The sequence below is a fragment of the uncultured Gemella sp. genome (assembly GCF_963525875.1).
Taxonomy (GTDB): domain Bacteria; phylum Bacillota; class Bacilli; order Staphylococcales; family Gemellaceae; genus Gemella.
In genome coordinates, this window is record NZ_CAURMG010000005.1 from 1 (window position 1) to 12,873 (window position 12,873).

Sequence of the window (12,873 nt, forward strand, 5' to 3'; positions counted from 1 at the left end):
CCATACTTTCTTCTTCAGTATCAAGTTCATATAACATATTTGGATCTGTATTATCAAGTATATCACTTACTTTATAAAGTAAATTATCTATATTACTACGTGTAAATGCAGAAATTTCAACGATATCTACTTCTTCACTGTCATTTTCTAAGCGTTTTTTAAACTCTTTAAGATTGTCACTAGCTACTGGAATATCCATCTTATTGGCTACTACTACTTGAGGTCTTTCTAAAAGTCTCATGTTGTACTCTGCTAACTCTTTATTTATAATTTTATAATCTTCATACGGATCACGTCCATCAGTTGCAGACATATCTACTACGTGAACAATAACTTTCGTTCTTTCAATGTGACGTAAGAACTGATGTCCAAGTCCTACCCCATGACTAGCACCTTCAATTAATCCTGGAAGATCAGCCATAACAAAACTTCTGTGATCTTTCGTTTCTACAACTCCAAGATTTGGCGCTAATGTTGTAAAGTGATAATCAGCAATTTTTGGTTTTGCTTTTGATGTTATTGATAATAATGTTGATTTACCAACAGAAGGGAATCCAACAAGACCTACATCAGCCATAAGTTTTAATTCTAATGTAAGATTTCTTTCTTCTCCTGGTTCACCATTTTCAGCAATTTCCGGCGCTGGGTTTGAAGGTGTTGCGAAACGACAGTTTCCACGTCCTCCACGTCCTCCACGAGCTACTACTACTTCTTGCTCATGTTCTACTAAGTCTGCTAATACTTCTCCAGTATCAGTATCACGAATTACTGTTCCCGGTGGTACTTTTAAGTATAAATCCTTAGATTTTCTACCGTGCATACCTTTACTCATCCCGTTCTCACCATTAGGTGCTATGAATTTCTTTTGGTAACGATAATCCATGAAGGTTCTTAAACCTTCATCAACTATAAATACAACGTTTGCTCCACGTCCACCGTCTCCTCCTGCTGGTCCACCTTTTGGAACATACTTCTCTCTTCTAAATGCTACTAATCCATTCCCACCATCACCTGATCGGACGAATATTTTTACCTCATCTAAAAACATAAAAATCTCCTATAAAATTCTCTTTATTTTTCTTAAACTTCAACTTTAAACTATATAAAATTCAACTCGATAAAAGTTCATATACCATGAACTATTATAACATAATTTTTCCTACTATAATAATATTTAGCGAGATTTTAAACAAAAAAATATACGGCTGCATACACAGCCGTACTTTACTCCACAGGCAGGACTCGAACCTGCGACCCTCTGATTAACAGTCAGATGCTACTACCAACTGAGCTACTGTGGAAAAATCTCTAAATAAAAAAATGGAGCGGGTGATGAGAATCGAACTCACAACATCAGTTTGGAAGACTGAGGTTTTACCACTAAACTACACCCGCATAAATATTTGTTATTAACTTATGTATTAATTATATAATAGATATTATAGTTTGTCAATAACTTTTTTAATTTTTTTAAAATTTCTTTTGTTTTTCTAATTTTGTTAGCTTTACTAAAGAATATTCTCTAGAAGATTAGACAATAGCAAACAATCTTTTATTAGATAATATATAGTATAATATTAATTCTATAAAAAGTAAAGACCTTTTTCAAATAATTATTTTCTACTTTCAATCTTTCTTATATTTAGGGAATGAGATTACATATTCTTTGCATAGATAAATTTGCTAAATTTATGGCTTTATAAAAATTACATTGTCAAAGCATTGTCAAAAGACAAAACAAAAAGCCTTAAACGTTGATACTTTAAGGCTTCTCTAACTTTATTATTTAGTTTCTCTGTTTTAGCTTATATACTTTGCTATACACCAGTACAGGATAACACTTGTTAAATTAAGGTTTTATAAAATCTTTCTCCCTGTATCCCTCTATAATATTTTAAATAACATTGTCAAAACATTGTCAACATCTAGCACATATCAAAGGAATTAAGGAATGTAATATAAAATAACTAACTTAGAAATTAAGTCAGTTATTTATTTATTTTTCCTTTAAAAAGAAGTTTTATTTTTTTAAGAAGATATTTGTATTTACTGTTGGTAAGATGATTGCAGATAGATTATCTTGTGTAGTAACGGTAGAGATGATAGCTCTAATATAAGGGTAAAGGATAGCTGTACCATTAACAGCTAGTATCTGTTCTTTATTTTTTATATCGCCGAGACCAAAAAATCCTAAAACTACGGCCTTTACCATTCTTTTATTTTTAATGTCACAGGCTGTAACAGAAATTCTAACTTGTCCCTTACTTTCATCATCTGATACAGCTGTTCCTACCGCTACTTCAAGGTCACTTTCATCTTTATCAGAAACGTCAAAATCCCCTTTATAGATTAACTCAATTATTTTATATCCGTTAAATTCTAAAATTGCTTTCATATTTATAATGCTCCTAAGCTCCAATTTCTTCTTTGTGTTTATTTGGTTCAAATGTATTATCTAAACCGAATAACATACCTTTAGAATTATTAAAGGTATTTCTAATGTTAGGCATTTCATATTTGTATGTTTTGACTTTAGGTTTAGACCGAAACGAATTAACTTTATATTTTTTTATTAAATATAATAATAAGGTATTTAATTGTTGAGATTCATTATTTGTATATGGTTTGATTATGCTCTTAAATTCAGTTGGCATATCTTCAGATGTTTTAATTACATTCTCCATATTTAAAATTGTTGAAAAATTCTCCTGAAAAATATCCTCATTGAGTAGTAGAGGTGGATTATTTATTAAAAAATGATTATCTGAAAATGCTTGTTCAGCTTTTTTTATATTGGCATATTCAAACATCATTCTTATATCATCATCTGTTATATGTTCCTCTATAGATTTTATAAACTCTTCTTTTGTAAAATAAGAATCTAATCTCATAATATCACTTCTTTCATTTCTTTTATAATACTTTCATTTTTTATACAATACTCAGTACCATTCGCAACTAGAGACTTTTCTGATGTACTAACTTGAGTTACAGTCATAGCAATTACACAATCTATAGAAATGTCCTTTATCCTTTTTAGATGAAGCAGAAATAGTTCAATAATAGCTCCCTCAAAACTAGACTGGGCAAAAGAATTTTTAAAATTCTCTTTATTTATTTTATATACTTCTTTATTTTTAATGTCATTTTTAAACCTGTTGAAATAATTGAGATTTACTTCATCACGAAAATCAAGAGTATTTTCATCAGATAATAAGATATCACAACTAAGCATTTTAAAATTTTTTAATTTTTCTTCCCCGTACTGCTTGCACAGATCTTTATCTGAAAAGCCATAAAATCCATAGCCAAGACTCCCCGGATTTTTATTTTTATTAAAATCAATTTTTTTTGTCTTTACACTTTTACTTTCTAGTATATTGTTTAAACAAGTTTCAACTGTAGAATGATATATCGTTGTTTCCATATTAAAGATTCTAAAAATAAATATTTTAATAAATAATTACTTTTATTGTAACTACCCCTTTCTTTATCTTTATATCATTTTACTTCATTTTCCCATAAATTTCAACGAAAAAACATAAAAATTACGAAAATTTCATACTTACTTAATTATGGCATAATATTATGAAAAAATTAAATTAATATATTTTTTATAATTACCCCTTAGTATACTCTTTTTAGAGGAATAGAAATATTGGGTTACCTTTTTTAGGGGTTGGAAATGTTGGTATATTCTTTTTAGTGTCTCCAGTTTCTCCATATTGTTTTTTTAAAACTGCAAGTGTTGTTGATTATTTTGAATATACACGTTGTATTTTACGTTCTAAGCGTTCTGATTATACTTTCCCTTGTGATTATACCCCTTGACCTCTTACAAGGAGAATAAACGCTACTATATTCTCTTTTTTAGGGCCGCCGAAAGTGCCGAATACTTTTAACTTTCTCGGGCTTCGCTCGGAGTTCAACTAAATATTACATCTTTTTAGGGGGGCTGAAAAGGCTGGATAGTTTTTTATTTTCTCATTTTCACTCTTTGTTCGCTCTTGGTTCAACCGCTTCTAAGGATAAATAAAAAAGACACCTATTAATAGATGTCCTTTACTTTTTAGGTTCTCCCGAATGTCCTTTTTTAATATATCACCTTTGTAACCCTTTATATTATGAATTTAGAGACCTCATTTTTCTCTTGATCCTAATCAATAGCTAAAAATTAAGATCTTCAAATTTATCACTCCATAAATTATTAAGCTCTTCAAGATTACGAACCCATTGTTTATCAAGTTCTTCAAAGTCAATGCTTTCATCAATCTCCTTAAGACTTTCTTCTACGTTTATTTCTTTAAGCATTTTTTTCATTTCATCCATGTGTATTTTATCCTTTCTAAATTGCTTAAATTTTATAGCTATACAGAAGCGGTATTATAGTTCAATAAAGTATAAATAGCTATTGTGAAAGATTAATATGCTGTTAAGAGGTTGATTTAATTTATTAGATATTTCTTCCCAACTCTCAAGATGTATGTATCTTCTTTTGAAAATATCTTTCGTAAGCTCATCTGTACACTGCATATTAATAATAGCTTTTAGTATGTTCTGTTTCGCTTGTTCAATCTTAATAAGTAGTCTTTTTCTTCTTCTCTCTAACTCTTCTATCTCAGATATTATATTAAGACTAAAATCAATACTAGCTTTAATACCTTGTACATTCTCCTTTGAATAGTCAACGGCTTTAATACTATTCTTATACTTTAACTTTTCTTTAAGCACTTCAATTTTTACGTTTATCAATCCTACATCTTCTGTAAGTCGTTTATATAGCTCTAACTTGTATATTTTTACTTCTTTTTCATCCTGTTTCTTTCCTAAAACTCCATTTTCTACAAGTAAATTATACATGTTAGCTTTATGCTTTTCTATCCGTTGCCTTTGCCTTTGGCTTTTAATCTCTTTTTCAAATTTGAAATAAATACTTATCAATTCTTCACGATCAGAATCGGTCAAACTTGATAAGTATTCATCTATCAACTTAATAGCTTCTACTGGTCTGCTTTCATCTTCTATGTACCAGTCTAATCGGTTACTCTCTGAAGCTGTTAACTGCATTTAGATAACCTTTCCTATATGTAAAGTAGTTTCTCTTTCATCAGAGAAACAAAATATAGGTATAACTCTAGTAATTTTATACATCTTCTAATCTCCTTTAATTAAATTCTACTGGTAACCAAAGTAACCTTTAGGTTACCTTTTGGGTTACCGTCCTAACTCCAATTATATCAACACTTTTAACCCTCAAGGGAGCAGGTAACCTTAACATCAATGTTATTTTATATTTACATGTGATACCTATATATTTTTTATATAATCTTTCTAAATATAAATATTTAGGTTACTAGGTTACCTTATAATCAATAAACCTTTATATGAAGCGGTTTTAAATGGTAACCTAAACTGAATAATTAGGTTACTTATTCTTTTGAAAATATATCCGTTAAACGTTGCTATAATAACTTTTCTTTAAAGGTAACCCAAACAATAATCAAGGTTACCTTTAACAATCCTTAAAATCATTGTATTTTCACTATACAATGTACTAAGTTATCTGGTATATTTTGACGTTCCACTGGCGGTAAATATTCAACTAACTTCCCACGGTCTTCAACTCTAATTTTTGAACGCTCTACTTTATACTTATATCCTACTTCTTTATAAATGTTATTAAGGTGTACAGCTAGGTCTTTTCCTAAACTACTAGTGATTTTTAAATCATAATAGTTTGCTGTTAAATAATGTCTAAACATATCTTTTATTAAAGGTACTGGTACACGCTCAACTTCATGAAGTTTTTTTTCTGCATACCAATCTTTTGTAAAACTGTATAAATAATCATTGTCTTCTTTATATTCTTCTAACATTTCATCACTTGCTTTAGTAGTAGAGAACTTTTCAAAGTTTAGGTGTAAAGCCTTATATAAAATGTATTCCAGTACGATTTCATTTTTTAAATATTCTTCTTTTATACGTCTATCTTGTACTTTTCCGTTAAAATCTGCATTAAACGGAATTATTAAAAAACGTCTGTAAGCACCTTGGCTCTTATTTCTAATCTTAGGTAGCCTATTAGCACTAAAGATATTCAATAGCTTTAAAACTGCTGATATTACACTTTTACCTTTCCTATTTATTAGTATTGGATCTCCAGTAATTATACTCATTAAATTACTTATATCATCTAAATACTTGTTACTAATATCATCACCAATATTACAAACCTTACCTAATAACATCTCTAGCTTAAATTCTCCACTAAAATCTTGAGGGGTTAAGGTGCTTATATTTTCTATACCGATTAAATTAGTAAGCATTGCTTGAAAACTACCTTTACCGTTATTTCCCTCACCGTAAAGTATTACCATTTTCTCTCTTGTATGATTAGGGTTTACAGCTTCATTTACTATTTCCCAAAGTAATTTAACTATCTCTTCATCACCGTTTGCAATAGATAGAAACCATTTATCAACATCAAAATATGTATCTTTAATAGCTTCATAGTTCTCTATAGCATGTATATTATACTTTATAGCTAATTTCGAGGTTATAAAGTAAGTAGGATTAAATGGCTCAAGCCGTTTTCCTTTATTGTTAAAAACTCCATTATTTACTGCGATTAAGTTCTTACTTTCTAATCTAGGTAAAAATGGTAATTGAGTTTTTAAAAACTTGTAAACTTGTGTATATTTTCTAGGATCAAACCTAAATTCAAGTTTTGCAATTGCTCTATTAATATAGGCTTCTTGACCTGTATATATTCCCTCACTAAAGTTGTAACTATAGATAATAGATGTATCTTCTGTTTCTCCAGTTAACTTCATAGGTATATGCTTTTTTAACATACTGCTAATAATGTTAAAATTCATTACAGGTACTTTTTCGTTTCCGTCCTTATCAATTTTCGTATTTTCCACTCTCCACTGTTCACCAGTAGTAAATAACCTCCAGTGAAGCTCTCCAGTGCTTAAAATAGGTTTATTTAGCTTATATCGTACTAAATATGAAAAGTTCTTGTCTTTCTCATTCCCAACTATCTCAAATCTTTGTAACATTGAATAACTTTTCTCATTATCAAAATAATTAGGGTTATTTTGCCAACTCTTGATAGCGTGGTTTATTTTGTCTTGGTTCTCTTCGCGGTATTTTTCGGGGTCTCTTCCTATGTTTGCTAATAAGTCAGAACACTCACAAGCAACATCATAGCTTATTATGTTGAAACAAAAATCATAGGTTATTGATAACAATATCCCTAAGGCTCGGTTATAGTTGTTATCATCTTCAGTGTTGATATTTTCATAATCTAACTCTAAATACCTGTTAAACATCTTTGTATAGTCTTCATCTGAAATACTAACCCTCTTATCAACGTTATAAAAAGCGGTTTTCTTTTTCTTTTTAACCGCTTCTTGTACTGGATATGGTTCACCATGGTTTATTATAGGTTCATAATCACCACCATTTACTATTAATGGGAGCCCTTGTATTTGATTATAAGTAAAACTTGCTGGGTCGGGGTCAAGTCCTATTAAGTCAACAATACTTTTCAATGTTGCGAGGTTTTCACCCTCGTTCATTTCCCGACTAGTATCTACTATAACCCTAAACCTTGGGTGTACTTCAGTATATGATACTGATTTATATATCATATATGAGTATTTAGACAATTTAGAGCGAATAAGCTCGTAAAATTCTTCTGTATCTACAGATAAGTATTCATAATCTAATACTGCAAGGTACTTATAAACAAAGCCTGTTTTTAACGTTGATATTTCGCCGTTAACTTTATCAAATTTACCTATTAAAAAGTATTCCGCTTCTTTCTTTATCTCATTACATTGAGTAAGATAATGATAGTCTTCATCAGTGTATTTTAAAGTAAAGTTCACGTCTTCTGCCTTTTTAATATAATGCTGTTTACATTCTTCTACCTTTTCATCAGTTACAATAGGTAAATCAAAGTTTTTAGGTTGATATCTCGTTAAAATATCAAATGGTGTAAAATCTACTTGTATTTCTTCCCTACCTTTTTTAGCATTAAAGCCTGTTTGTTTATAAAAGTAGTATTCTCTCAAATTACATCACCTCATTTTGTTCTAAACTATGAAGTAAATCGTCAACATCTTCAAAAAACACTTCTTCAAGTACTGGTATCATCTCACTAATAGATGTTACAAAGTCCTCTTTAAACTGGTCTAATAACTCAACATCATTAGGTACTTGTTCAGCATAATTCTTTAATACACTAAGGTTTATAACTGCACTTCTTACTTTGCTTTCAATCTCTTTTAGTTTTTTAATTTGGTCTTGCTTTTCCATTGTCTTATTATCTCCTGTCTTTATTTTAAGAAGCGGTACTATAACCGCCTTTATTAATTTCTTTGATATGTGCTAGATATCTACTTTTTAAATAGTGTTTTCTCTTAAAAACTTGTTTACTTCACTTTCAAGATAAATATACTGCCTACCTACTTTAGTAGGTCTTAAACCGCGTCTATTAAGGTCTGATAAGGTTTCTAACCCTATACCTAAGTTTTCACATAGTTCTGTTTGATTGTATCGTTTATCTTGCTTTATTTCATCCTGTAAAATGTCTTTGACTATCTCACGAACCGCCTTAATCATTTCTTGTTCAAATTCTTCACTAAACATATAATCACGCTCCTTTAATAAATGCTGTCCATTAGCATAGCTAGTATATAAATAAATGCTGTTATGAATGGTATAAATACCACTGCACAACAAAAAGTATTAATGTATAGATCTTTGTTTTCCATTTTGTTAAGTCCTTTCTTATGATATAATGTAAGAAAGTATTTTTGTTAAATACTTCCTTTGAAACCTTTTAAGTAGTCTAGTTGGTAGCTTGGTACTTGAAAGGTTTTTTCGAAACTTTCGTAACTTTAAAGTTAAAAAAAAATACTTTCTAAAGTCTCATTAGGAAAACTTTCCTTAAAGTAGTTAGTAAGTATAACTTTTTCACTATCGGAAAATCTCTGTTTACGTTCCTTTTTACAATAAGTTCCTTGAGATATATTCAAATAATTAGCCATTTCAGACTGACTTTTATTTAAAGCCTCTCTTAGCGCTTTTATTTTATTAATTTTAACCACGCTCATATAATCCACTCCTTTCATAATATTTAAAAAGTAACTTTCGTAACCTTTTGATTAAATTTTATCACCTGTATTTTAGTTTGTCAATAACAAAAATGAATTTTTTAGTAACTTTCGTAACCTTTTTATTCCGTTTTTAGCAAATATATTGTATAATGATAACAAGAAAAAATCCGAAGGGTGAATAATATATGAAATATAATATAAACAAACTCAAAGTAAGTGAACGTATATTTAGAATAAGAAATAGTCTAAAATTAACATTAGAGCAGTTCGGAAAACTTGATAATTTGAATGCTTCTAAAAGTATTGTTTTACGTTGGGAAAATGGAACATCATTACCTAATCGATCAAGATTAGAAATAATTGCTAAAAAAGGAAATATTACTGTTAATGAGTTGTTATACGGTTCTATTGATGAATTCTTAGAAAACAATTTAGAAAACTTTATATTAAATAATTCTAATATTGCAACTGACTTCCTTTGTTTTGATTTTCTAGAGATTACTAAAAAATATCTTAAAAGTAAATCAAAAACAATTAATGATATATCTGACATCATTAACTTACTTGAAAAGGACTTTGACAAAATACTAGACTATGCACTAGATGACTATATACAATCTAATTTATTTTTATTAGAGAAATATAATCATTTAGTTTTAAATATTTTAGATGATGAACCTGCATTGAAACATGCTATTTATGATATTAGTAAAGATGATACAAGCAAATTAAGTATATATCAAAATGTATTATTAGATGAAAATATACCATATAACTTTACTGAATTACCAAAAGACTTTGATTATTATAAGGCGTTATTAAGTATTTTAAAAGGTGATAATATTAGCAATAAATACCAAATTCTCCCTTTTTTCACTGACTTAATAGACACTATAAAATACCGATTAAGGTTAACTTACAGTAATGATAAAATGTATCAAGAAATACAGGATACTATTGAAAAGGTATTAGAAAATAATGGTGTATTTGAAATACCTTATAAAGAAGCGGTAATAAATAACTTAACTACTGCAATTATAGACAAAGTAATAGAAATAACTGAAGCTAACAATTAATAGTTAGAAGTTTCCCTTATTACTTAAATAAGATATTTCTTAAAACAAAAGAAAGGAACTAACTACTATGAAAGATATAATCGGAACTGATGTTCTTATATTACATTATATTAATAAAAATAGCCGTGCTTCTGAACTTAACCAAAACTTTTGGAAAGAAAAATACTATAACGATAATGAAAAATCATTACAAAGACTTTTAGACGGTGGATATATTGAGTATAGAGAAGATTGCTTCACTTCCTTAAATAAATTAAAGGTAGACGAACTAAAAAATATACTTCAATTAGAAGATTTAAAGACTACTGGAAGAAAAACAGAATTAATAGAACGTATAATAAATATCGCTTCTTTAAACAATTATCAAGAATTCATAAAAAAAGAACGTGTTATAACTTCTAAAGGTTCTAAAATAGTAAATAGTACTGATTTTGTATATTTGTTACATAATTACAATGTAGGTTATCCATGTGATGTATATAACTGTTACTTATCGAATAAAGAACTAAATAAGGTGGATCTAGTTATAAAATTTATTGAAAGTAAATGTACTTTCGAAAGAGAAATATACACAAATTCTAATCATGCTTTTATCTACAGTCAACTCGCAGAAGTATTAATAAAGTATAGTGATGAAAATAAAGCCTTATATTATTTGTTAAAAAGTTGTTTTGAGTACCTTTCTAATGAATTGCTAGACTATTCAACAAATACTTTAAAATCTTTCAAAGAACAAGTAAACGGAATAGATTTTTATGCTAATAAAATTAAAATTTTATTACAAGCCAATTCTGATTTAAAGAATAATTTAACTTTATACTATCAAGAGCTAACAAACCTATATACATTACACTATTTCACTAATGAAGAAATAGAAAGCCTGATTACTGCTTTTGCTTTAAAAAACTCTCATGGGGTTGATAGTATCATAAATAGAATTTACAAAAGGAATAAAGAACAAGGAAAATTAAAAAATCCTTATGAAGAGTTAGACAAAAACTTAGAATTATACAGACAAAAAAAAGAAGAAAAATTATTATTAGAGAATAAAAATAAAGAAAAGAAAAAAGGTTTCTTTAATTCTTTAATGAATTTCATTTTAAAAGAAAAGTGATTAATCTATATTAAGCTAAAGTAGGAATTTAAAAAGCACCAGTAAAAATTACCAGTGCTTAAAAATTGTATAAAATACTTTGATAAATAGTTTCTGTATTAAAGAATATAATAGCATTATACCATATAAACGCTGTTATATCAAGGTTTCCGCTTCTCACTTAAAATTACAAGCCATTTAAACCGCTTCTAAGCGTTCTAATTATCAAGAGGTGTAATTACTTACCTAATCTTTAAAAGTCTCACCACACCCATTATATGATGTGGTTTTACCTAATCATTTATTGATTTCTTTGATATGTGCTAGATAGAAAGGAAATGATAAAAATGATTAAACAATATACAAAAAAATCAGACAGAAAAAAGTACTATACTGTACATATTTATCTTGGAAAAGATGAGATTACTGGAAAAGATAGATATACAACTAGACGCGGTTTTAAAACTAAAAAAGAAGCTCTACTATGTGAAGCTAAGATTAAAACTGAAATAGCTACTAATGGCTTATTAAATACAGATGTTACAACATTTAAAGAAATATATGAATTATGGTATGAGGGTTACCAACATACTATTAAAGAAAGTACTTTAGTTGTAAACTCATACGTGTTTAAACTATTACTTGATAAATTAGAACATGTTCAACTAAAAAAGATAACATTGCCTTTTTGTCAAAAAATCATTACTAATTACAGTAAAAAATTTTCATTATCAACACTTAAAAAAATCAAAATATATGGCGGTATGATTTTTGATTATGCTGTTAAAATGAAAGTTATCTACAGTAACCCTATGAAAGATGTATTACTACCAAAAAAGCAAGTTGATATTACTAGCAATGATAAGGATTTATATTACTCTAAAGATGAATTAAATCACTTTCTAAAACTAGTAGATAGTACAAACGATATAAAGCTTTCTGCAATGTTTAGGGTGCTAGCTTATACTGGTATTCGTAAAGGTGAGTTACAGGCTCTTGAATGGTCTGATATTGACTTTACCAACAATACTATAAACATCAATAAGACTTTAGCTATAAGTAGTGAGTATAAGATAAAAGTTCAGACACCTAAAAGTAAAAGTAGTATAAGAAAAATTAGTATTGATGAAGAAACTAAGCTAATACTTAAACGTTGGAAAGCTAAACAAAGAGAATTGTTTTTCTCTCTAGGTACTAGAGTAAAGAAAAATCAACTATGCTTTACCAACGATATCACAAATGATTATTTATATCTTAACTTTACCAATGATAAATTAAGTAAGATATGCAAGAAACACAAGTTTAAAGAAATAAAGATACATGGCTTTAGGCATACACATTGTAGTTTACTTTTTGAAAGTGGCTTTACTATTCAAGAAGTACAAGATAGATTAGGTCACTCTGACTTAAAAACAACAATGAGTGTTTATGCTCACGTAACGGAAAAACAACGAGATAATATGGCTGACAAATTTGCTAAATTTATGGCTTTATAAAAATATGGCATTCAAATGGCATTCAAATGGCATTCAAGTGGCAAAACAAAAAGCCTTAAACGTTGATACTTTAAGGC

The 12,873-nt window shown here is 28.5% G+C and carries 13 protein-coding genes and 2 tRNA genes; 3 read left to right on the forward strand and 12 right to left on the reverse strand.

The genetic code is table 11. The annotated features are described in order from the left end of the window. From obgE to RWQ73_RS01630, 12 genes are all read right to left on the reverse strand, one after another. Positions 1-1,048, reverse strand: a 1,048-nt coding sequence (obgE, locus tag RWQ73_RS01575; RefSeq protein ID WP_314406379.1) for a GTPase ObgE, incomplete at its 3' end; no start/stop codon positions are given. 179 nt (positions 1,049-1,227) lie between these two features. Next, positions 1,228-1,301, reverse strand: a tRNA-Asn gene (locus RWQ73_RS01580). 20 nt (positions 1,302-1,321) lie between these two features. Beyond that, a tRNA-Gly gene (locus RWQ73_RS01585) sits at positions 1,322-1,395 on the reverse strand. Positions 1,396-2,020: 625 nt separating this feature from the next. Further along, positions 2,021-2,395, reverse strand: a complete 375-nt coding sequence (locus RWQ73_RS01590) for a protein-export chaperone SecB (protein ID WP_314406380.1) — start codon at positions 2,393-2,395, stop codon at positions 2,021-2,023. A 13-nt stretch (positions 2,396-2,408) separates the two neighbouring features. After that, positions 2,409-2,891 (reverse strand): hypothetical protein, encoded by a 483-nt coding sequence (locus RWQ73_RS01595; RefSeq protein WP_314406381.1) that lies wholly within the window; start codon positions 2,889-2,891, stop codon positions 2,409-2,411. Further along, positions 2,888-3,427 carry a hypothetical protein gene (locus RWQ73_RS01600; protein WP_314406382.1) on the reverse strand — a complete coding sequence of 180 codons (540 nt, stop codon included), beginning with the start codon at positions 3,425-3,427 and terminating at the stop codon, positions 2,888-2,890. The genes RWQ73_RS01595 and RWQ73_RS01600 overlap by 4 nt, the downstream gene beginning before the upstream one ends. A 740-nt stretch (positions 3,428-4,167) precedes the next feature. Next, positions 4,168-4,329, reverse strand: coding sequence for a hypothetical protein (locus tag RWQ73_RS01605; RefSeq protein WP_314406383.1), 162 nt, complete (start codon positions 4,327-4,329; stop codon positions 4,168-4,170). 54 nt (positions 4,330-4,383) lie between these two features. Continuing rightward, positions 4,384-5,067, reverse strand: coding sequence for a hypothetical protein (locus RWQ73_RS01610; protein ID WP_314406384.1), 684 nt, complete (start codon positions 5,065-5,067; stop codon positions 4,384-4,386). Positions 5,068-5,528: 461 nt separating this feature from the next. Next, complete coding sequence (locus RWQ73_RS01615; RefSeq protein ID WP_314406385.1) at positions 5,529-8,084, reverse strand: phage/plasmid primase, P4 family; 2,556 nt, start codon at positions 8,082-8,084, stop codon at positions 5,529-5,531. 1 nt (position 8,085) lies between these two features. Beyond that, the gene (locus RWQ73_RS01620; RefSeq protein WP_314406386.1) at positions 8,086-8,328 is read right to left on the reverse strand and encodes a hypothetical protein; all 243 of its coding nucleotides are present in this window, start codon (positions 8,326-8,328) and stop codon (positions 8,086-8,088) included. 87 nt (positions 8,329-8,415) lie between these two features. After that, positions 8,416-8,661, reverse strand: coding sequence for a helix-turn-helix domain-containing protein (locus RWQ73_RS01625; protein ID WP_314406387.1), 246 nt, complete (start codon positions 8,659-8,661; stop codon positions 8,416-8,418). A gap of 257 nt (positions 8,662-8,918) precedes the next feature. After that, a complete protein-coding gene (locus RWQ73_RS01630; RefSeq protein WP_314406388.1) occupies positions 8,919-9,128 on the reverse strand; it encodes a transcriptional regulator in 210 nt (69 codons plus the stop codon). Between the two features lie 188 nt (positions 9,129-9,316). Here RWQ73_RS01630 and RWQ73_RS01635 point away from each other — a divergent pair, with 188 nt between their 5' ends. The 3 genes from RWQ73_RS01635 (at position 9,317) to RWQ73_RS01645 (ending at position 12,796) form a co-directional block, all read left to right on the forward strand. After that, a complete protein-coding gene (locus RWQ73_RS01635) occupies positions 9,317-10,207 on the forward strand; it encodes a helix-turn-helix transcriptional regulator (protein ID WP_314406389.1) in 891 nt (296 codons plus the stop codon). 67 nt (positions 10,208-10,274) lie between these two features. Continuing rightward, positions 10,275-11,321, forward strand: a complete 1,047-nt coding sequence (locus RWQ73_RS01640; protein ID WP_314406390.1) for an SAP domain-containing protein — start codon at positions 10,275-10,277, stop codon at positions 11,319-11,321. A 326-nt stretch (positions 11,322-11,647) separates the two neighbouring features. Continuing rightward, the gene (locus tag RWQ73_RS01645; RefSeq protein ID WP_314406391.1) at positions 11,648-12,796 is read left to right on the forward strand and encodes a tyrosine-type recombinase/integrase; all 1,149 of its coding nucleotides are present in this window, start codon (positions 11,648-11,650) and stop codon (positions 12,794-12,796) included. Positions 12,797-12,873: the final 77 nt, after the last annotated feature.